The 21,688-nt window shown below is 62.9% G+C and carries 16 protein-coding genes and 1 rRNA gene; 2 read left to right on the top strand and 15 right to left on the bottom strand.

What is annotated here, in order from left to right; all coding sequences use genetic code 11:
* The 12 genes from murC to coq7 all read right to left on the bottom strand — a co-directional run bounded on the left by murC (position 1) and on the right by coq7 (position 14,187).
* The gene (gene murC / locus A3AC_RS0125020) at positions 1–1,404 is read right to left on the bottom strand and encodes a UDP-N-acetylmuramate--L-alanine ligase (protein WP_025602192.1); all 1,404 of its coding nucleotides are present in this window, start codon (positions 1,402–1,404) and stop codon (positions 1–3) included.
* Positions 1,401–2,519: an undecaprenyldiphospho-muramoylpentapeptide beta-N-acetylglucosaminyltransferase gene (murG, locus tag A3AC_RS0125015; RefSeq protein ID WP_025602191.1), complete on the bottom strand. Its 1,119-nt coding sequence runs from the start codon at positions 2,517–2,519 to the stop codon at positions 1,401–1,403. Before murG ends, murC begins: the two co-directional genes overlap by 4 nt.
* A complete protein-coding gene (gene ftsW / locus A3AC_RS0125010) occupies positions 2,516–3,784 on the bottom strand; it encodes a putative lipid II flippase FtsW (RefSeq protein WP_025602190.1) in 1,269 nt (422 codons plus the stop codon). The genes murG and ftsW overlap by 4 nt, the downstream gene beginning before the upstream one ends.
* On the bottom strand, positions 3,781–5,295 hold the full coding sequence (murD, locus tag A3AC_RS0125005; protein WP_025602189.1) for a UDP-N-acetylmuramoyl-L-alanine--D-glutamate ligase: 1,515 nt from the start codon (positions 5,293–5,295) through the stop codon (positions 3,781–3,783). Before murD ends, ftsW begins: the two co-directional genes overlap by 4 nt.
* Positions 5,296–5,321: 26 nt before the next feature.
* Positions 5,322–6,491, bottom strand: coding sequence for a phospho-N-acetylmuramoyl-pentapeptide-transferase (gene mraY / locus A3AC_RS0125000; RefSeq protein ID WP_025602188.1), 1,170 nt, complete (start codon positions 6,489–6,491; stop codon positions 5,322–5,324).
* A gap of 17 nt (positions 6,492–6,508) precedes the next feature.
* Positions 6,509–7,945: a UDP-N-acetylmuramoyl-tripeptide--D-alanyl-D-alanine ligase gene (locus tag A3AC_RS0124995; RefSeq protein ID WP_084515574.1), complete on the bottom strand. Its 1,437-nt coding sequence runs from the start codon at positions 7,943–7,945 to the stop codon at positions 6,509–6,511.
* Positions 7,942–9,501: a UDP-N-acetylmuramoyl-L-alanyl-D-glutamate--2,6-diaminopimelate ligase gene (locus A3AC_RS0124990; RefSeq protein WP_025602186.1), complete on the bottom strand. Its 1,560-nt coding sequence runs from the start codon at positions 9,499–9,501 to the stop codon at positions 7,942–7,944. Before A3AC_RS0124990 ends, A3AC_RS0124995 begins: the two co-directional genes overlap by 4 nt.
* Positions 9,498–11,363: a peptidoglycan D,D-transpeptidase FtsI family protein gene (locus A3AC_RS0124985; protein ID WP_025602185.1), complete on the bottom strand. Its 1,866-nt coding sequence runs from the start codon at positions 11,361–11,363 to the stop codon at positions 9,498–9,500. The genes A3AC_RS0124990 and A3AC_RS0124985 overlap by 4 nt, the downstream gene beginning before the upstream one ends.
* Entirely contained in the window at positions 11,360–11,722 is a 363-nt protein-coding gene (gene ftsL, locus A3AC_RS0124980; protein WP_025602184.1) for a cell division protein FtsL, read from the bottom strand. Before ftsL ends, A3AC_RS0124985 begins: the two co-directional genes overlap by 4 nt.
* Positions 11,719–12,672: a 16S rRNA (cytosine(1402)-N(4))-methyltransferase RsmH gene (gene rsmH, locus A3AC_RS0124975; protein WP_035475837.1), complete on the bottom strand. Its 954-nt coding sequence runs from the start codon at positions 12,670–12,672 to the stop codon at positions 11,719–11,721. Before rsmH ends, ftsL begins: the two co-directional genes overlap by 4 nt.
* 15 nt (positions 12,673–12,687) lie before the next feature.
* Complete coding sequence (gene mraZ / locus A3AC_RS0124970; protein WP_013340588.1) at positions 12,688–13,116, bottom strand: division/cell wall cluster transcriptional repressor MraZ; 429 nt, start codon at positions 13,114–13,116, stop codon at positions 12,688–12,690.
* A 432-nt stretch (positions 13,117–13,548) separates the two neighbouring features.
* A complete protein-coding gene (gene coq7 / locus A3AC_RS0124960; protein ID WP_025602182.1) occupies positions 13,549–14,187 on the bottom strand; it encodes a 2-polyprenyl-3-methyl-6-methoxy-1,4-benzoquinone monooxygenase in 639 nt (212 codons plus the stop codon).
* A gap of 302 nt (positions 14,188–14,489) precedes the next feature.
* Between coq7 and A3AC_RS0124955 the strand changes: the two genes are divergently transcribed.
* Complete coding sequence (locus A3AC_RS0124955) at positions 14,490–15,659, top strand: porin (protein ID WP_025602181.1); 1,170 nt, start codon at positions 14,490–14,492, stop codon at positions 15,657–15,659.
* Positions 15,660–15,869: 210 nt separating this feature from the next.
* Here the strand turns inward: A3AC_RS0124955 and A3AC_RS0124950 are convergent, their stop codons facing one another.
* Both A3AC_RS0124950 and A3AC_RS0124945 read right to left on the bottom strand, forming a co-directional pair.
* Positions 15,870–17,543, bottom strand: a complete 1,674-nt coding sequence (locus tag A3AC_RS0124950) for a long-chain fatty acid--CoA ligase (protein ID WP_025602180.1) — start codon at positions 17,541–17,543, stop codon at positions 15,870–15,872.
* Between the two features lie 156 nt (positions 17,544–17,699).
* A complete protein-coding gene (locus A3AC_RS0124945) occupies positions 17,700–19,778 on the bottom strand; it encodes a molybdopterin-containing oxidoreductase family protein (protein WP_025602179.1) in 2,079 nt (692 codons plus the stop codon).
* A gap of 191 nt (positions 19,779–19,969) precedes the next feature.
* Between A3AC_RS0124945 and A3AC_RS0124940 the strand changes: the two genes are divergently transcribed.
* Complete coding sequence (locus A3AC_RS0124940; protein ID WP_025602178.1) at positions 19,970–21,166, top strand: M20 aminoacylase family protein; 1,197 nt, start codon at positions 19,970–19,972, stop codon at positions 21,164–21,166.
* Between the two features lie 306 nt (positions 21,167–21,472).
* Here A3AC_RS0124940 and rrf read toward each other — a convergent pair.
* A 5S ribosomal RNA gene (gene rrf / locus A3AC_RS0124935) occupies positions 21,473–21,586 on the bottom strand.
* Positions 21,587–21,688 lie beyond the last annotated feature (102 nt).

The following is a 21,688-nucleotide window of genomic DNA, read 5'->3' as shown; positions in this document are numbered from 1 at the left end:
TCACACCTTCGTTTCCTGAGCGAGACGACCCGGCACACCGCCGATCGAACCCGCGCCCATCGTGATCACCACATCGCCGTCACGCACCACTGCTGCGAGCGCGCCCGGCACTTCGTCCACCGTATCGACAAACACCGGCTCGACCTTGCCCGCGACGCGCAACGCGCGCGCGAGCGCACGGCCGTCCGCCGCGACGATCGGCGCTTCGCCGGCCGAATACACTTCGGTCAACACGAGCGCGTCCACCGTCGACAGCACCTTCACAAAGTCTTCGAAACAATCGCGCGTACGCGTGAAGCGGTGCGGCTGAAACGCGAGCACGAGGCGCCGCCCCGGAAATGCGCCACGCGCCGCCGCGACGGTTGCCGCCATTTCGACCGGGTGATGACCGTAGTCGTCGACGAGCGTGTAAGCGCCCGCCGCTGCGCCTTCCGTTAAGACGGGCACTTCACCGTAGCGCTGAAAACGCCGGCCCACCCCGTTAAAATCCGCGAGCGCTCGCTGGATATCGGCATCTTTCACTTCGAGTTCAGTCGCAATTGCGATAGCCGCCAGTGCGTTCTGCACGTTGTGCTCGCCTGGCAGGTTCAATGTGATGTCGAGCGGCGCCGCGTCTTCGCGCATCGCCGTGAAATGCATCTTGCCGTCGCGCGCTTCGACATTGACCGCGCGCACCTGCGCATCGGGCGCGAAGCCATAGCGGATGATCGGCTTCGACACGAACGGCAGAATCTCCTTCACGTTCGGGTCGTCGACGCACAGCACGGCAATGCCGTAAAACGGCAGACGGTGCGTGAATTCGATGAACGCCTGCTTGAGCCGCGCAAAATCGTGGCCGTAGGTGTCCATGTGATCGGCGTCGATGTTCGTGATGACTTCGATCACCGGAAACAGATTCAGGAACGACGCGTCCGACTCGTCCGCTTCCGCGACGATGAAGTCGCCGGTTCCAAGCCGCGCGTTGGCGCCGGCGCTGATCAGCCGTCCGCCGATTACGAAAGTCGGATCGAGTCCGCCCGCGGCCAGCACGCTCGCCACCAGCGAGGTCGTCGTGGTCTTGCCGTGCGTGCCCGCAATCGCAATGCCCTGCTTCAGGCGCATCAGCTCAGCGAGCATGACCGCGCGCGGCACGATTGGAATGCGGCGATGCCGCGCGGCCAGCACTTCGGGGTTGTCGCTGCGCACGGCGGTCGAAACGACCACTGCGTTAGCACCTTCAATGTTCTCGGCAGCGTGACCGATCGCAATACGCGCGCCGAGCGCGGCGAGCCGATCCGTGACGGCGTTGCTCGACAGATCCGAGCCGCTAACCTGATAGCCGAGGTTGACCAGCACTTCCGCGATACCGCTCATGCCGACACCGCCGATGCCGACAAAATGAATATGTTTGACGATGTGTTTCATTGCTTTCCTTCTGGGCTCGCGCCCGAAATCGAACCCGCCACGGTCGCGCAGATTTGCGCGACCTGTTCCGTGGCGTCGGGTTTCGCGAGCGAGCGCGAACGCTCCGCCATTTCCGCGAGACTTTCCCGCGTCTGGCTGCGCAACCAGTCAGCGAGTTTTTCCGCCGACAGATCGCGTTGCTGCACGACCAGCGCCGCGCCGTTGTCGGCGAGAAACGCTGCATTAGTGGTTTGATGATCGTCCACCGCATACGGGAACGGCACGAACAACGCGGCCACACCTACCGCTGAAATCTCGGACACCGTCATCGCACCGGAGCGGCAGATCACGAGATCTGCGTTCGCGTAGGCGCTCGTCATGTCGTCGATGAACGGCACGAGTTGCAAATCCGCGCCCGTTTGAAGGCCGGCTGCCGCGTAGTTTTCGCGCAGCGCGTCGATATGCTTCGCGCCCGCCTGATGCACGATGCGCGGCCGTTCCTTCGCGTTAACCAGCGCGAGCGCGCGCGGCACGACTTCATTCAGCGCCGCAGCGCCCAGACTGCCGCCGACAACCAGCACATTCAGAGGACCGTTGCGTTCTGCATAGCGTGCTTTGGGCGCAATCGCGCGCGCAAGTTCCGCACGAATCGGATTGCCGGTCCATTCGCCGTGCGGCAATGCATTCGGAAAGGCAACGAGCACACGCTTTGCGAGCTTCGCAAGCACCTTGTTCGCGAGGCCCGCAATCGAATTCTGTTCGTGCAGCACGAGCGGACGTCCGCTCAATGCAGTCATCAGGCCGGCAGGAAACGTGATGTAGCCGCCCATGCCGAGCACCACGTCGGGTTTCACGCGACGCAGCACGCTGAGACTTTGCGTGCACGCGCGCAGCAGATTCATCGGCAGCATGAGCTTGGTTTTCAGGCCCTTGCCGCGCAGTCCGCCAAAGCGCACGTATTCCATCGGGATGCCGTGCTTCGGCACGAGCGTCGCTTCCATGCCCGCGGGATTGCCGAGCCATACGACCTTCCAGCCCCACGCCTGCATCAGGTGCGCGACCGCGAGCCCGGGAAACACATGTCCCCCGGTGCCGCCGGCCATCACCATCAGCGTGCGTTGCTGCGTGAGGGTCATACTTTTCCTCCGCGCATGAGCACCCGGTTTTCGTAGTCCACGCGCATCAGCACCGCGACCGCGACGCAGTTCAGCAAGATGCCGGAGCCGCCGTAACTGACAAGCGGCAAGGTCAGACCTTTGGTGGGCAGCAAGCCGAGGTTCACGCCCATGTTGATAAAGGTCTGCGCGCCGAACCAGATGCCGACGCCCTTCGCGACGAGACCCGCGAACGTGCGGTCAAGCGCGAGCGCCTGACGGCCGATCTCGAACGCGCGGCGCACGATCCAGTAGAACATCAGTATCACGACCAGCACGCCGACAAAGCCGAGCTCTTCCCCGATCACCGCGAGAATGAAGTCGGTATGCGCTTCCGGCAGATAGTTGAGCTTCTCGACGCTACCGCCCAGGCCCACGCCGAACCACTCGCCGCGGCCAAATGCGATCAGCGAGTGCGTCAATTGATATGCCTTGCCCTGCGCGTAGCGGTCGTCCCACGGATCGAGGTACGCGAAGATCCGCTCGCGCCGCCAGGGCGAGGCCCACACCAGCAAGCTGAAGGTGCCGACCGCCGTAGCGACGAGTCCGCCGAACAGCTTGCCGTTCACGCCGCCGAGAAACAGCAGTCCCATGGCGATCGCGGCGATCACCATGAACGCGCCCATATCCGGCTCGAGCAGCAGCAGAGCACCGACGAGGCCCACCGCCATCGCCATCGGCAGGAAGCCTTTGGCGAAGCTGTGCATGTATTCCTGCTTGCGCACGGTGTAGTTCGCCGCGTAGATCGTTACCGCGAGCTTCATGATTTCCGACGGCTGCATGTTCGTGATGCCGAGCGGAATCCAGCGGCGTGCCCCGTTCACGCCCTTGCCGACGTGCGGTATCAGCACGATCACAAGAGCGGCGAGCGCGATCAGAAACAGCTTGGGTGCGTACTTGTCCCACGTCGAAATCGGAATGCGGAACGACACGACGCCGACCACCGCGCCCATGACCACGAAGATCAACTGACGCACGAGAAACGCGTAGTCGCGATACGACGCGTACTTCGGCGAATCGGGCATCGCGATCGACGCCGAGTACACCATCACCACGCCGAGCCCGAGCAGCGCGACGACCACCCACAGCAGCGAATGATCGTAGTCGAGCATGCGCGAACGCAGCGGCCGCACGCCGTTGACGGCGCTGGCGAGACCGCTGCCGCCCGTGCGCGAGCCGACGCGTGCGGCGCCGGCCGGCTCGCCCGAGCCGCCCGCACGTATACCGAACCGTTCCGACCAGCTCATATCATCGTCCCCCGTTCGGCCGCGATTTCTTCCACCACGCCGCGGAATACCGCTGCGCGATGCGCGTAGCCCTTGAACATGTCGAAGCTCGCGCAAGCCGGCGAGAGCAGCACGGCGTCGCCCGGTTGCGCGAGTGCGGCGGCCGCACGCGTCGCGTCTTCGAGCGTCGTGTGATCCGTTATGGCGATGCCGGTGTCTTCGAGCGCGGCGCGAATCTGCGGCGCGTCGCGGCCGATCAGCATCACGGCGCGGCACCAGCGCATGACGGGCGCGGCAAGCGGTTCGAAATCCTGACCTTTGCCGTCGCCGCCCGCAATCAGCACGACGCGTTGCGCGAGACCATCGAGCGCGGCGACTGTGGCGCCGACATTGGTTCCCTTGCTGTCGTCGACATAGTCGATGCCGTCGATCGACGCGATCAATTCCACGCGATGCGGCTCGCCGCGATATTCGCGCAAGCCGTGCAACAGCCGCGCGCCCGGCAGGCCGACGGCGCGCGCGAGCGCATACGCGGCGAGCGCGTTGGCGGCGTTGTGCAAACCGCGAATGCGCAATGCGTCTGCGGGCATCAAACGCTTGAGCGCAATGTTCGGCGGCCTGACCGCTTCATTCTTGCGACGCCGCTTCGGCGCGGGTTCGTCGCTGGCGTCGAGATCGTGCGCCTCAACCAGCCAGATCATGCCGTTGTCGCGCAGCAGGCCGTAGTCGCCGTCGTTCTTCGGCTCGGTTACGCCGAACGTCACCATCTCGGCGTCGCTCGACTCGGAAGGCGCGAGCGCCATGACGCGCGCGTCGTCGCGGTTCAGCACGCGCACGGTCTGTGTACCGAAAATGCGGCCCTTGGCGGCGGCGTAGGCGTCGAGACCGCCGTGCCAGTCGAGGTGGTCCTGCGTGATGTTGAGAATCGCTGCCGCGTCCGGCTCAAAGGTATGCGAGGTTTCGAGCTGGAAGCTCGACAGTTCGAGCACCCACACGTCGGGCAGCGCGGTGTTGTCGATGGCTTCGCTCAGTTTGTCGAGCAGCGCCGGGCTGATGTTGCCCGCCACCGCGACCTTCTTGCCCGCACGTTCGCACAGTAGGCCGGTCAGGCTAGTGGTCGTGGTCTTGCCGTTCGTGCCGGTGATCGCGATGACTTTCGGCGCGTAGCCGCTTTCGCCGAGCGTCTTGAGCGCTTGCGAAAAGAGTTCGAGTTCGCCCCACACGGGAATGCCCTTCTCGCGCGCGGCTGTGATCAGCGGCAACAGGTCGGCGGCGAGCGGCGACAAGCCCGGGCTGATGGCGACGAGTTCCACGCCTTCGAGCAGCACCGGCGAAAACGGGCCGCCGACAAACGCAGCGTCGACGCCGTGCGCTTCGAGCGCGGACAGGTTCGGCGGCACTTCGCGGGTGTCGGCAACACGCAGCCGACAGCCGTGCCGCGCGCACCAGCGCGCCATCGCGAGACCGGATTCACCCAGTCCCAGCACGAGCACCATCGGCTTTTGCCGATCCCGAAACTTCTCGCCGAACATCGTCTGCTTCCTTTAATACCTGCTGCTCAACGCAGTTTGAGCGTGGACAATCCGAACAGACACAACATCAAGGTGATGATCCAGAAGCGCACGACCACCTGCGTTTCCTTCCAGCCTGACAATTCGAAATGGTGATGCAGCGGCGCCATCTTGAAGAGACGCCGGCCTTCGCCGAAACGGCGCTTGGTGAACTTGAACCACGTGACCTGCAACATCACGGAAAGCGTTTCGGCGACGAAAATGCCGCCCATGATGAACAGCACGATTTCCTGACGCACGATCACCGCGACCGTGCCGAGTGCGCCGCCAAGCGCCAATGCGCCGACGTCGCCCATGAACATCTGCGCCGGGTGCGTGTTGAACCAGAGGAACGCGAGCCCCGCGCCGCCCATCGCGGAGCAGAAAATCAGCAGCTCGCCCGCGCCGGGAATATGCGGAAACAGCAGATACTTCGAGTAGACCGAGCTGCCCATCACGTAAGCGAACACGCCGAGCGACGCGCCCACCAGCACGACCGGCATGATGACGAGGCCGTCGAGTCCATCGGTGAGATTCACCGCGTTGCTCGCGCCCACGATCACCAGATACGTCAGCACGATGAAGCCCCACACGCCGAGCGGATAGCTGATCGACTTCACGAACGGCAGCATCAGGTCGGCGCGCGCGGGCAAGCCCATCGACAAACCGCTGCGCACCCACGCCATGAACAGGTCGAACACGCGCACATTGCTGGCTTCCGACACGCTAAAGGCGAGATACACCGCGGCGAACAGGCCGATCACCGACTGCCAGAAATACTTTTCGCGCGACGACATGCCGCGCGGATCCTTGTAGACCACCTTGCGGTAATCGTCGACCCAGCCGATCACCCCATAGCCGAAGGTGACGAGAATCACGATCCAGATAAAGCGATTGGTGAGATCGGCCCACAACAGCGTGGCCACGGCGATGCCGAGCAGAATCAGCACGCCGCCCATGGTCGGCGTGCCGGATTTCACGAGGTGCGTTTGCGGACCGTCTTTACGGACAGCCTGACCGACCTTCATCGCGGTCAGCTTGCGAATCACCGACGGGCCGCAGACGAGCCCGATCAGCAACGCGGTGATGGTGGCCATCACCGCGCGAAAAGTCAGATAACTGAACACGCGCAAGAAGCTTGCGTCATTCTGCAGCCATTGCGCCAGCGCCAGTAGCATGCTTCGGTCCTTCTATTTCAGTGTGCGGCGGGCGCGCTGCCCGCTGCGTTGGGTTGTGGACTCGTAACGGCGTCCACCACGCGCTCCATTTGCATGAAGCGCGAGCCTTTCACGAGAAGCGTTGCAGCCGCGCCGAAACCGGCCTGCTGCAATTGCGCGACCAGCGTGCCGACGTCGGCGACGTGGTGTGCGCTTGCGCCATACGCCGCGCAGGCGTCGCGCGAGGCGTCGCCCATCGCGTACAGCGCGTCGATGCCGCGTTCTTTGGCGTAAGCGCCGATTTCGCGGTGAAACTCGGGACCGTTGTCGCCTACTTCGCCCATGTCGCCCATCACCAGCACACGCGGTGAAGCGTGCGACGCGAGCACGTCGATGGCGGCACGCATTGAATCGGGATTCGCGTTGTAGGTATCGTCGATCACGGTGGCGCCCGCGAGCGTGCCGAGCGCGGCGTGCTTGACCTGCAAGCGGCCTTTGACTGCGCCGAACGATTCGAGGCCGCACTTGATTGCGTCGAGCGAAACGTCGGAGGCAAGTGCCGCCGCCGTTGCCGCCAGCGCGTTGTGTGCGTTGTGCTCGCCGAGCACTTGCAGCGTGACCTGCAACGCTCCTTCCGGCGTTTCGATGCTGAGCCGCTTGCCGTCGAACGTGCCGGTGACGGCCGCTTCGGTCGTGCGTTCCGCCGTGTTGAGCGCGAAGTCGACGATGCGGTTGCCCGTTGCCGCCACGCGCCAGATGCTTGCGTAGGCGTCGTTCGCTGGGAATACAGCAACGCCTTCGGGCTTGAGCGCGTGAATCACGCTGGCATGCTCGAGCGCGACGGCTTCGACGGTCGCCATGAATTCCTGGTGCTCGCGCTGCGCGTTGTTCACCACCGCGACCGTGGGCTCGGCGATTTTCGCGAGCAGCGACGTTTCGCCCGGATGATTCATGCCGAGTTCCACCACTGCCAGCCGATGCGCGGCATTAAGGCGAAACAGCGTGAGCGGCAAGCCGATGTCGTTGTTGAAGTTGCCGGCGGTCGCGAGCCGCTCGTCGGCACCAACGGCTGCGGCGAAGATCGACGCGATCATCTCCTTCACGGTCGTCTTGCCGTTGCTGCCGGTTACCGCGACGAGCGGCATGCTGAACTTGCGACGCCAGCCGCGCGCGAGTGCGCCCAAGCCGACGCGCGTGTCGGCAACTCGCACGACGGGCACGGTGGACACGTTCCAGCCGTCGGGCACGCGCGCGACGAGCGCGGCGCTCACATTGCGCGCGGCGACTTCCGGAAGGAAGTCGTGTGCGTCGAAACGATCGCCCTTGATCGCGACGAACAGATCGCCCGAACCGGCGCTGCGGCTGTCGGTCGACACGCGCTCGAACGCGACACTGTCGTCGCCGCTGACCGTGGCGCCCGGAATCAGCGCGGCGGCTTCACGCAGCGTGAACATCACATTGCCTTGTCCGCTCATTCGCCACCTCCGCGTGCCTGCGTAGCCCGCGCGGCGAGCGCGAGACGGGCGTGGTCCTGATCGGAGAAAGCGCGCTTTTTGCCCATGATTTCCTGTGTTGCTTCGTGCCCCTTGCCGGCCAGCACGATGACGTCTTCGCGCGCGGCGCTGCGGATCGCTTGCAGAATCGCGCTCGCGCGATCTTCGATACGGCGCGCCTTGGACGCGTCCTTCATTCCCGCGGCGATCTGCTCGATGATCGATTGCGGATCTTCGCTGCGCGGGTTGTCGCTCGTGACGACGACGCCGTCCGCCAGTTTCTCGGCGATCGCGCCCATGAGCGGACGCTTGGTCGCGTCGCGGTCGCCGCCGCAGCCGAACATGCAGATCAGTTCGCCGCCGCGCGCAGCCGCCATCGGCCGCAGCGCTTCGAGTGTTTTTTCGAGCGCGTCCGGCGTGTGTGCGTAGTCGATCACGACGAGCGGCTCGTCGTTCTGCAAGCGGCCGCCGAGGCGCTGCATGCGGCCATTCACCGATTCCAGCTTCGCCAGTTCGGCGAGCGCGGCGTCGAACGGCACGTCGGCGGCAAGCAGCGCGCCGAGCACGCCGAGCAGATTGCTCACGTTGAACGCGCCGAGCGTTTGCACTTCGACGTCGGCGTCGCCCCAATCGGACGTGCTCAGATGGAACGCCGTGCCGGTCGCGGTGGCCCGCACATTCGATGCGAGCAGCAACGCATCGGCTTGCGGCGCATCCACTTGCGCGCCTTGCGATGCAAAGTCGAGACCGTACGCGATCGTGCGCGCGTGGCCTTGCGTGCTCGCGAGCAAACGGCGGCCGGCTGCATCGTCGCGGTTGATCACGGCGGCGCGCAGTTCCGGCCATGCAAAGAGCCGCGCCTTGGCCGCTTCGTACGCTTCGAACGTGTGGTGATAATCCAGATGGTCTTGCGTGAGATTCGTGAACACGGCGATGTCGAACGCCGTGCCGTTCACGCGCCCCTGATGCAGCGCATGCGACGACACTTCCATCGCGACCGCGTTCGCGCCGGCGCCGCGCAGCTGCGCGAGACTGCGCTGCAATTGCGGCGCGTCGGGCGTCGTGAAGCCGGTATGCACGAGTTGCCCCGGCAAACCCGTGCCGAGCGTGCCGATGATTGCGCAGCGCGTGCCGAGCGCCGTGAGCGCCGCCGAAATCCACTGGCTGCACGAAGTCTTGCCGTTGGTTCCGGTCACGCCGACCGTCAGCATGTGGTCGCTCGGATCGCCGTACCAGGCGCTGGCGATCGAACCGGCAAGCTCGTTCAATGCGGGCACCGCGAGCATCGTGGATGCGTCGAGCGCGCCGGTGAATCCTTCCGGCTGCACCAGCACCGCCGCAGCGCCGCGCTCGAGCGCGCCGTTAATGAACGGGCGGTTGTCCGCGCCCTCCACGGCATAGGCGAAAAACGCGTCGCCGGCTACGAGCGAGCGCGTATCGGCGTGCAGATGCGCGCCGGGTTGCACGCGCGCGTGCAGCCAGTTCAAGGCGTCGGCGATCTGCTGGCGCGCCGGGTGGTTTTGACGGAGCGCGCTCATCGAACGACTCCCGGATGGCTTTTCGCGTTCGCGGAAATCGTCATCTTCTTCGCGCTCGCGTTGGTCGAAATCTTCTTCGCCGCGGACGGAGCGGGCGTTGCCGAAGGCGCGGCGGAGGCTGAATCGTCCGACACCACCATCTGCTTGACCGGCATCTGCGGCGGCACATTCAGCGAGCGCAGCGTATCGCCGACGATGCCGGAGAACACCGGCCCCGACACCTGACCACCGAAGTGGCTGCCCGCCGTCGGTTCGTCGACGGACACGGCCACGACAATGCGCGGATTCGGCATCGGCGCCATGCCGACGAACGACGCGCGGTATTTCGAGTGGTCGTAGCCGTGCGGACCGTGCTTGTACGCGGTGCCGCTCTTGCCGCCGACGCGATAGCCAGGCACCGCCGCATCCGGCGACGTGCCGCCGGGCGAGACGACGGTTTCGAGCATCGCTCGCACCTCGCGCGCGGTGGTCGGCGAAAAGATTTGCGGGCCGTTGGCCGGCTGGTCGCCAGGCGTGCGGAAAATCGACACCGGCATGATCTGGCCGTCGTGCGCGATGGCGGTATAGGCGCGGCCCAGCTGGAACAGCGACACCGAGAGGCCGTAGCCGTACGACATGGTCGCCTGCTCGATGCGGCGCCAGCTCTTCCACGGACGCAGACGTCCCGCCGCCGCGCCAGGAAAACCGACCTTCGGCGCCTGGCCGAGACCGATGCTCGTGTACATGTTCCACATCTCTTCGGGCTTGAGCTGCATGGCGATCTTCGTCGCGCCGATGTTGCTCGACTTCTGGATCACGCCGCCCACGGTCAGCACGCCGAACGCGCTGTCGTCGGTAATCGGCGCACCGTCAAGCACGAAACGGCCGCCGCCGGTATCAACCAGTGTAGTCGGCGTGACGCGGTGCAGATCGAGCGCGAGCGACACCGTGAAAGGCTTCATGATCGAGCCCGGTTCGAACGTGTCGGTCAGGATGCGGTTGCGCAGCTGGTCGCCGGTCAGGTGGGAACGGTCGTTGGGGTTGTACGTCGGGTAATTGACGAGCGCGAGCACTTCGCCGGTGCGCACGTCGATCACCATCGCCGCGCCGGCCTTCGCCTTGAACTTTTCGACGGCTGACTTCAGGTTCGCATACGCGATGTACTGGATCTTGCTGTCGATCGAGAGGTCCACGTCCTGGCCGTTGTGCGGCACGACCTGCTCGTCCACATCCTCGATGATGTGGCCCATCCGGTCCTTGATCACGCGGCGGCTGCCGGACATGCCCGCGAGTAGCTTCTGATCGCCCAGTTCGACGCCTTCCTGGCCTTCGTCCTCGACATTGGTGAAGCCGATCAGGTGAGCGGTGATCTCGCCTTCCGGATAGAAACGCTTGTATTCGTCGCGCGCGTAGATGCCGGGAATGTCGAGAGCCTTCACCTTTTCGGCAATGTCCACCGGCACCTGGCGCTTCACGTAGACGAAGGTCTTGTCTTCGGAGAGCTTCGTGCGCAGTTCCTTGTTGGTCATGCCAAGCAGCTTGCCGAGCGCGTTCAGTTTGTCGGCGCCGAGGTCGTCGGGCACGGATTCGGGAATCGCCCAGATCGCGCGCACGGGCAGACTCGTGGCCAGCACGAGGCCATTGCGGTCCAGAATCTTGCCGCGTGTGGCGGGCAATTCGAGGCGACGCTGATAACGGATTTCGCCCTGCTTCTGATAGAACGCGTTGCCGGGCCCCTGAATCCAGAACGCGCGCGCGGTCAGCGCGACGAACGCCATGAAGAGCAGGAACACGACGAGTTTCGAGCGCCACATCGGCAGGCGCACGGACAGGATCGGATTGGCGGAGAACGCGACGCTCTTGCGGGCCGACGATTTTTTCATCGCACGCCTCCCTTGCGGCTCGCCGCGGGCGCAGCTGCGGAAGCGGATGCCGCCGCCGAGGTCGGGATCGGCGCGTCTTCGGCCTTCGCGGCGCCGGGGTCGAGCGTCAGGTACTGCGTGCGGCCGGTGCTGACCGCCTGCATTTTCAGCGACGCGGTCGCGATCTGCTCGATGCGCGACGTCTTGGAAAGCGCGCTCTGCTGATATTGAAGCTGCGAATAGTCCTGCTGCAGCTGACGCTCCTGCGACTGCGCGCGCTGCAACTGGATGAAGATCTGACGCTGCTGATTGGTGGCGTTGACAACAGACAAGGCACAGCCCATCACGATCATCAGCAGGAAAATATTGAGGCGATTCATGGTGCGATCCGCTCCGCCACGCGCATCACGGCAGAACGGGCGCGTGGGTTTGCGGCGACTTCAGCGTCGCTCGCAAATACGCGGCCGATGATTTTGAGCGGGGGACTCGGCAGGTCGACGGCACGAATCGGCAGGCGACGATCTACCGCGGGCGCAGTTGCGTGCGCCTGCATGAATCGCTTGACGATCCGGTCCTCGAGCGAATGAAAGCTGATGACCACCAGCCGCCCCCCTTGCTCCAGCAGCGCTAGCGCTGCTTCTAAAACGACTTGCAGCTCCGCAAGCTCTTGATTGATGTGAATCCGTATAGCCTGAAAGGTGCGGGTTGCCGGGTCCTTGCCCTTCTCACGGGTTTTGACGACGTTAGCCACGATTTGGGCAAGCTCGCCCGTGCTGACGAGAGGCCCAAGACGGTCGGACTCTGCCCGGCGAGCAACAAGCGCCTTTGCAATCTGAAAAGCAAACCGTTCTTCCCCATAATCTCGTATCACCTCCGTCAGTTCCTGCACCGTGGCCCGCGCCAGCCAGTCGGCGGCGGACTCGCCGCGCGTCGGGTCCATCCGCATGTCGAGCGGGCCGTCGGCGCGAAAACTGAAACCCCGCTCCGGATCGTCGACTTGCGGCGACGACACGCCCAGATCCAGCAAAACGCCCGACACGCGTTCAATGCCGCGCTCCGCAATCGCGGTGCGCAGCGAAGCAAAACTCTCATGCACGATGGCGAAGCGCGGATCCGCGATCTGCTGCGCCGTGGCGATGGCGAGCGGGTCTTTGTCGAACGCGATCAGACGCCCCGCTTCACCCAGCTTCTCCAACACCCGGCGGCTATGACCGCCGCGCCCGAACGTGCCGTCCACATACACGCCGTCCGCGCGCGTAACCAGCGCCTCTACCGCTTCTTCCAGCAGCACCGTGCGATGCTGCAATTCATTTCTCATCGCAGATGCCATATATGTATGCCGCGATCAGAACGTGAAATTCTTCAACGCTTCGGGCATGCCCTCGGCGATCGCCGCCTGTTCCTTCGCGGCGTAAATCTGTGCGTCCCATATTTCGAAGTGACGGCCCATGCCGAGCAAGGTCACCTCTTTTTCCAGCGAGCCGGCCGCGCGCAATTCCGGTGACACGAGCACGCGGCCCGCGCCGTCCATATCCACGTCCATTGCGTTACCGAGAAAGATGCGCTTCCACCAGGCCGCGTTCATGGGAAGCTTGTCGACTTTGTCGCGGAAGATTTCCCATTCCGGGCGTGGAAAGAGCAACAGGCAGCCGTCCGGGTGCTTGGTAATCGTCACCCGGCCCTCTGCCTGTGTTTGCAGCGCATCCCGATAGCGCGACGGAATCGACATCCGCCCTTTCGCATCGAGCGTCAGCGCCGACGCCCCTTGGAACACTTCGCTCTCCCTCTTGGCCCGCGCCTTTGCGCCGGCTGCCCGATTCGTAAAAATCTACCCGAAACCGCCGGTGAGATCACACAAAAATACACTTTCTCACACTGTCTCCCACTTTAGAGGAACGCTAAACACGGGTCAAGGGAGAGAACTGGTTTTTGAGCGAATTTTGTTTGTAAGAACAAGGACTTAGCGCGACTGCTTCATGTCAGACGTAAAACGGAAAACCGTTATAAATTAAAGAGCTAACGAAGCTTGTGAAGGTGATACGTGAAAAGTGCGAGCGAAACGCGCGGATCGTAAGCGATCAGCAAGGGCGGCTGGAGGATGGGCGGCGGAGTTTCGGCGGCGGTAGGCGAACGGCGCGTCGCGCGTCGTCCCACCTGGCGAAGCGAGGCCGGGAGCCCGGCGCTTCTGCTGTCTTTTTAGACCTTCTTATATGTAGTACGCGGTCCGGGTCATGACCTTCGACATCGCGCGCATCAACGCACGTGCTGGGAACGGCAACTCCATGCCGCCTGCGTCCATGGCCGCTTTGCCGTGCGCGGCTTCGTCGATACGCATCTGCTCGACAATGGCGCGCGACTCGCGATCAGCGGCCGGCAAGTGGTTCATGTGGCTGTCGAGGTGCTGTTCGACCTGCCGCTCGGTTTCGGCCATGAAGCCGAGGCTCACGCGATCACCCAGGCGCCCGGCCGCGAGGCCGATGGCGAGCGCGCCGGCATACCAAAGCGGATTGAGCAGACTCGGACGCGAATCAAGCGCTTCCAGACGCTTGGCCGTCCACGCGAGGTGATCTTCTTCTTCTATCGCGGCCCGATGGAACGCGCTTCGCAGCGACGGCGACTTCGTTGCCAGCTTCTGCGCCTGGTAGAGCGCCTGTGCACACACTTCGCCGACGTGATTCACGCGCATCAGACCCGCGGAGTGCGCGCGCTCGGCCGGCGACAGCTCCGGCACTTCCGCAGGAGCCGCCGATTCTTGCGGAACCGGCAAAGGACGGCTCATGCGCGAAACGCCGGTCATTGAGCGTAAACCCCGATCAAATTCAGTAATCAACTCGTCCAGAAACATTCGGCACTCCCTGATTCAACAACCGGCTCCCCGCGCGTCGCGGCCCGTGCGACAAGGCTTGGCGGGGAAAAACGCAGCCTCCGTGCAGCCTTGAATCAGGCGCCGGAGATATCAGGATTACGATTTTAGATCATGTTGCGTAAACGAAACAGGAGCGTTCCGGGCGACCTGCTTTTTCTTTGTGCCATGTAGCCGTTTTGTTACATTACGTGCAACTTCTCGCGAAGTTGGATAAGCAAGGCCTCAACGCTACATAAATATTCGCCTTGTACAAAAGATTCGTAATCCTTGGAGATCATTCGATGAAAAAGTCGCTTCTCGCTCTCGCAGCACTGGGCGCATTCGCAGGCGTCGCACATGCGCAGAGCAGCGTGACCCTGTACGGTATCATTGACGAAGGCTTCAACATCAACACCAACTCTGGTGGCAAGCACCTGTACAACCTGTCCAGCGGCGTTATGCAAGGCTCGCGTTTCGGCCTGCGTGGCACGGAAGATCTGGGCGGCGGTCTGAAGGCGCTGTTCGTGTTGGAAAACGGTTTTGACGTGAACAATGGCAAGCTGGGTCAAGGCGGCCTGATGTTCGGTCGTCAAGCTTACGTCGGCCTGTCGAGCCAGTTCGGCACGGTCACGCTGGGTCGTCAGTACGACTCCGTCGTCGACTACGTTGGTCCGCTGGAAGCAGGCGACCAGTGGGGCGGCTACATTGCTGCTCACCCGGGCGACATCGACAACTTCAACAACGCATACCGTACGAACAACACGGTCAAGTACACGAGCGCGGATTACGGCGGCCTGAAGTTCGGCGGCACGTACAGCTTCGGCGGCGTTGCAGGCAACTTCTCGTCGAACCAGATCTGGTCGTTGGGCGCCGGCTACAACAACGGTCCGCTGGTGTTGGGCGTCGGCTACTTGAACGCACGCACGCCGGCAGCTTCGGGCGGCCTGTTTAACAACGGCGGCACGGCAGCTACGCCGGCTGGCGCAGTGACCTCGCCGGTCTACGCAGGCTTCGCATCGGCTAACACGTACCAGGTTATCGGTGCAGGCGGCGCATACACGTTCGGCGCAGCAACGCTCGGCCTGACGTACTCGAACATCCGCTTTGCAAACCTGGGCGCTTCGTACGCATCGCCGTTCAAGGGCCAAACGGCTACGTTCAACAACGCAGAAGTCAACTTCAAGTACCAGTTGACCCCGGCACTGCTGGTCGGCGCAGCGTATGACTACACGCGCGGCTCGGAAATCAACGGCAACTCGCGTGCTCAGTACCACCAAGGCGCTGTTGGCGTGGACTACTTCCTGTCCAAGCGTACCGACGTCTACGTGATCGGTGTGTATCAGCACGCTACGGGCGAAACGCTGAGCGCAACCGGCACCGTGGTTGCAGCAACGGCTGGCATCAACGGCCTGTCGGGCTCGTCGAACCAGAACCAGCTGGCAGCTCGCGTCGGCATCCGCCACAAGTTCTAATAAGTCGTAATAAAGCAGTTTGCCTCAAAGGCGCCTTCGGGCGCCTTTTTTTATGTTTGTGGCGGCCCGCGGTGGCGCGGGCTCTGTTGCTCGCAGCAGTGCAAATAAAAGAAGGCCCGGCTGACTTGTCGTCGGCCGGGCCTTTTTGATTCTGGTGAGGGATACGCGTTACCGCGCGTCAACCCTTGGCGAAGTTCAAGCGCGCCAGCCTCATGCCCGACCGTCGCGCAACTCGCGACGCAAAATCTTGCCGACATTGCTCTTCGGCAGCTCGGTGCGGAACTCGACGATCTTCGGCCGCTTGTAGCCCGTGAGCTGCTGTTTGCAGTAGGCCAGAATGTCGGCGTCAGTCAGCGCCTGATCCTTCTTCACGACGAACAACTTCACCGCCTCGCCCGAATGCTGATCGGGCACACCCACTGCCGCCACTTCGAACACGCCGGGCAGCCTGGCGACGACGTCTTCGATCTCATTCGGATACACGTTGAAGCCGGAAACCAGAATCATGTCCTTCTTGCGGTCGACGATCTTCACGAACCCTTGTTCGTTCATCAAGCCGACGTCGCCCGACTTGAAAAAGCCGTCCGGCGTCATGACTTTGGCCGTCTCTTCCGGCCGGTTCCAGTAGCCCGCCATCACTTGCGGGCCGCGGATGCAGATCTCGCCGGCCTGGCCGAGCGGCACTTCGTTGCCCTCGTCGTCGCGGATCGAGATTTCCGTCGACGGCAGCGGCAGGCCGATCGTGCCGCTATATTCCGTCACCGTCACAGGATTGCAGGTCACACACGGCGAGGTTTCAGACAACCCATAGCCTTCGATGATCGGCGTCTTCGTATGCTCGAACCAGCGCTTCGCGACAGCCTCCTGAACGGCCATGCCGCCACCGTTCGCCGCGATCAGTTTCGAAAAGTCGAGCTTGTGGAAGTCGGGGCTGTTCAACAGCGCGTTATAAAGCGTGTTGACCGCCGGGATCGTCGTGATCGCATACCCTTGCAGCGCCTTGATCATGCCAGGAATGTCGCGCGGATTCGGGATCAGCACACCCAGCCCTCCGGTGCGAATCGTCAGCAGTCCGCACACGGTCAGCGCGAAGACGTGATACAGCGGCAGCGCGACAACGGTAATGAACTGCCCGATGTCGGTGCGGTTCGCGCGGGCCGGATTGAGCCAGATTTCGGACTGCAGCACGTTCGCAATCAGATTACGGTGCAGCAGCGTTGCACCCTTGGCGACGCCGGTCGTGCCGCCGGTGTACTGCAGGAACGCGACGTCGTCAGGGCCCTGCTGGACTGGTTTGAAACTCTGGTGTTCGCCTTGTGCGATCGCGGTATTGAATTTGACGTGGCCGGGCAAGCTCCACGCCGGCACCATTTTCTTCACCCGGCGCACGACGAAGTTGACGACGGTACCCTTCACCCCCATCAGGTCGCCCAGCGTGGCGACCACCACATGCTTGAGCGCGGTATTGCGCACGATTGCCTGCAGCGTGACGGCGAAATTTTCGAGCAGGATGATTGCTTCCGCGCCGCTGTCTTTCAACTGATGCTCGAGCTCACGCGGCGTATACAGCGGGTTGACGTTCACGACTACATAACCCGCGCGCAGAATCGCGGCAATGGCGACCGGATATTGCAGCACGTTGGGCATCATGATCGCGATGCGAGCGCCGCGCGCCAGACCCTTCGACTGAAACCACGCGGCCAGCTTGCGCGAAAGCGCGTCCATTTCGCCGTAGCTGATCGCCTTTCCCATGCACACGAAGGCCGGCTTGTCGCGATGCTCCCGGAACGCCTCCTCGAGCAGTTCGGCCAGGGATGAATAGCGGGTTGGGTCGATCTCTGCGGGAACGCCGGGCGGGTAAGATTTCAGCCAGATTTTGTCCAATGCAGCGTCTCCTTCCTCATTTTCGAATGGTCGTGCTAAAAACGCATCGTAGCATGGGCACCTCTGCGGTATTCGCGAAAAACGGCTGGGTTAGACTGCTGCCTCGAACCTTCAAACGGCTTGCCGGCGAGGCTTGGGCGATGTAAAGCGAGCGCGTCAGACGCGCTCCACCTCGACGAGGCAGTCGTAGAAGGTTGCGGATCCGCCGAGGTCGGTGAGCGCCTGACTCGTGACCTGATTGGCGTTGCGGCCGTCGGGCGCGAGCTTTTTCCACCAGATCGACAGGCAGACCACGACACCCTGGCGCGCGCGGTCGGTGACGCGGGCGCGCGCCTGCATGGAGCCGCGGTCGTTGAAAATGCGCACGTTGGCGCCGTCGGCGATGCCGCGCGCGTCGGCGTCGGCTGGATGAATGTCGAGATGTGGCTCACCTTCCGTCGACCGCAGGCTCTCAACGTTGACGAACGTGCTATTCAGGAAGTTGCGCGCAGGCGGCGAAATCATTGCAAGCGGGTATCGCGCGGCCAGTTCCGGCGCAAATTCCGCGGATTCATAGGGAGGCAGGTAATCCGGCAGCGGGTCCAGGCCCTGCTGCGCGAGCCGCTCGCTGTAAAACTCGCATTTTCCCGACGGCGTGTGGAAGCCGCCCTCGGCAAACGGCGCGTCGGGCAGATTGAGTTTTGCCCAACCGGCCTGTTTGAGCGACTCCCAGTCCACGCCTTCAAGCGTCTTGTCTTGCCAACGGAACGCACTGCGCGCCACCGTTTCATCGCTTTCGAAGAGTGCCGGCTCATCTAACGCCATGTGGCGCGCGAGGCCGCGAAAGATTTCAGTATTCGGGCGCGCGTCGCCGACCGGCGGAATCGCGGGCAAGTTCACCATGACGTGCGTGTGGCCGTACGACTTGTGCACGTCGAGATGCTCGAGTTGCGTCGTGGCAGGCAGGAGCAGGTCGGCGTAGTCCGCGGTGTCCGTCTGGAAATGCTCAAGAACGATCGTGAAAAGGTCTTCGCGTGCGAAGCCTGCCGCGACGCGCTCGGAATCGGGTGCGACGGCGACCGGATTCGAGTTGTACACAACGATTGCCTCGACCTTTGGTCCAAACTGAGCGTCGCCCGGGTGCAGGAGCGCGTCACCAATTGCATTCATATTGATGACGCGGCTCGGCTTCGCCGGCCAGCCGGGCATCAGGTCGGGGCGCTGCAACGCATGTGAGTCCACCGGCGCCCAGCCCGATGACGACAGCAAGGCGCCGCCGGCGCGTTCGCGCCACGCGCCGGTCAGCGACGGCAGGCACGCAATCGCGCGCACCGCGTTGCCGCCACCACGCACCCTTTGCAGACCATAGTTCAGGCGAATCGCGGCCTTCTTTGTACTTCCGTAAAGCCGCGCGAGGTCGACGATAACCTGCTCGTCAATGCCGCAAATTTCAGCAACTCGCGCCGGCGGATAAGTGAGCGCGCGATTTTTGAGCTCGGCGAAGCCCAATGTATGCGCGGCGATGTACGCGTGATCCAGCAGATCTTCCGAGATCAGCACGTTCATCATGCCGAGGGCTAATGCACCGTCAGTCCCCGGCTTCAGCGCAATATGCTGATGGCACTTCTCCGCGGTCAACGAGCGATACGGATCAATAGCGATGAGGCGTGCGCCTGCGCGTTTGGCCTGTTGCGCCCGCGTCCAGAAATGGAGATTCGACGCAATGGGGTTGGAGCCCCAGATGAGAATCACCTCGCTTTCCTCGAAGAACTCAGTGAGCATGCCGAGGCTCGCGCCATACGTGTATTTCAAACCTGCTGCGCCGGCCGCAGCGCAGATCGTGCGGTCCAGTTGCGATGCGCCTAATTTGTGGAAGAACCGTTGCGCGATGCTGTCGCCCTGGACGAGGCCCATCGTGCCGGCGTAGCTGTAGGGCAGAATCGCTTCCGGCGCGCGACGCGCGACTTCCGACAGGCGCGTTGCGGCCAGTTCCAGCGCTTCCTCCCAACTGATCGGCTGAAAACGGCCCTCGCCTTTGCGGCCGACGCGCTTCATCGGCGTCGTGAGGCGTTGTGGATGATGCACCCGTTCCGCGTAGCGGCTGACTTTGGTACACAACGCACCTTGAGTCGGAGGATGGTCCGCGTCCGCGACCACCTTGAGGGCCCGGCCGCCCTCAACGGTTACCTTCATTGCGCAGGTGTCGGGGCAGTCATGCGGACAAACCGCGCGAGCGAATTCGGTTGGAGCGTTCATTGGGTAACCATTCAGAGGACGGTAAGCAGGGCGCAACGCCGGATTCTATTACGTCCGCCGACGCTTGCCTGCATGCTGCCGCCAAAAAGCCTTCGGCGTAGAATCGTTAGCACTGCGTCCGGACGCATGTCGCCCGGGCAATTCCAGGCGATTCCACGCAAGTCAAAGCGCAAGCGCATCGGCACTCCATTATGAAACTGATCCCCGAAATCCAGGCTGCTCACGGAGAAATCCAGAATCTTCGACGAACGATCCACGCCCATCCCGAACTGCGTTACGAGGAAACCGCGACTTCTGAGCTGGTCGCGAATGCGCTCGAGTCGTGGGGCATTGAAACTCACCGCGGATTGGGCAAAACAGGCGTTGTGGGCGTGCTCAAACGCGGCAATGGAACACGCTCGATCGGTCTGCGCGCCGACATGGATGCGTTACCGATCCAGGAACTGAACAGTTTCGAACATCGATCGAAAAACGACGGGAAAATGCACGCGTGCGGTCACGATGGACACACGGCGATGCTCCTCGGCGCAGCTAGGCATCTGGCGAAACACGGCGATTTTGACGGCACGATCGTATTCATTTTTCAGCCAGCAGAAGAAGGCGGCGCCGGCGCGCAGGCGATGATCGAGGATGGCCTTTTCGAAAAATTTCCCGTGGATGCAGTGTTCGGCATCCACAACTGGCCGGGCATGCCGGCGGGCCAATTCGGCGTGACCGAAGGCCCCATCATGGCCTCCAGCAACGAATTTCGCATTGATATCAAGGGCGTCGGCTCGCACGCAGCGTTGCCGCATAACGGACATGACCCTGTCTTTACTGCGGTGCAGATCGCGAACGGCTTGCAGGGCATCATCACGCGAAACAAGAAGCCGCTCGATACCGCTGTGCTCTCAATCACCCAAATCCATGCCGGCGATGCAGTCAACGTCGTCCCGGACGATGCGTGGATTGCGGGCACCGTACGCACGTTCACGACCGAAACGCTCGACCTGATTGAAGCGCGCATGCGCAAGATCGCTGAAAATACGGCGGGCGCTTACGATTGCACAGTCGACGTCCACTTCCACAGAAACTATCCGCCGACGATCAACAGCAGTGAAGAAGCGCGGTTCGCGGCCGCCGTCATGAAAGAGATTGTGGGGACTGAGAACGTCAATGACTCCGTGGAACCTACGATGGGTGCGGAGGACTTCTCGTTTATGTTGCTGGCAAAGCCTGGATGTTATGCGTTCCTTGGCAACGGCGACGGTGGTCACCGCGACGCCGGCCACGGTGCCGGCCCCTGCATGCTGCATAACGCGAGCTATGATTTCAACGATGAATTGCTTCCCATCGGCTCGACGTATTGGGTCCGACTTGCGGAGCGTTTTCTGGCGGGTGAGAAGTAGGACGTACGAGCTGGATGCTGGATAGGGCGTCGGCGTCAGGCTGCATCCGTTGGCTCTCGTCGGGTGTATGGGTCCGCGGAGACGGTTTTTGCTTATCTGCCGAGGCTAGTAAGCGGTGCCGGTGTTGACGTTGGACGCGCCTATCAGGAACTGACGGGCTATGCGAATCCCGCTCACATCGGCGGGGACTGAGCGGCCTGGCGGGTGCGGATCGTGATCGTGTAGGTCCTGTTACGGGCGTTTTTTCTGCCGCGTAAACGCCGCAACCCCACCTTGATGGGGTGGGGTTGCGGGCACTGCTGGGGAGCCTGACGATTACCTACTTTCACACGGGTAATCCGCACTATCATCGGCGTGGAGTCGTTTCACGGTCCTGTTCGGGATGGGAAGGGGTGGGACCGACTCGCTATGGTCATCAGGCATGACTTGTTGTCGTGTCGCCTGTGGGGCGGCACAACCAATCGGGAAGAAGTAGTGGAGAGGAGGCCTCTCCTTATAAGGTATAGGGCTGTGCTGTTTCTG

The organism is Burkholderia sp. WSM2230, assembly GCF_000472445.1.
Lineage (GTDB): Bacteria > Pseudomonadota > Gammaproteobacteria > Burkholderiales > Burkholderiaceae > Paraburkholderia.
Note: the sequence above shows the minus strand (reverse complement) of the source record. Positions and strands in the feature narration are given on the sequence as shown.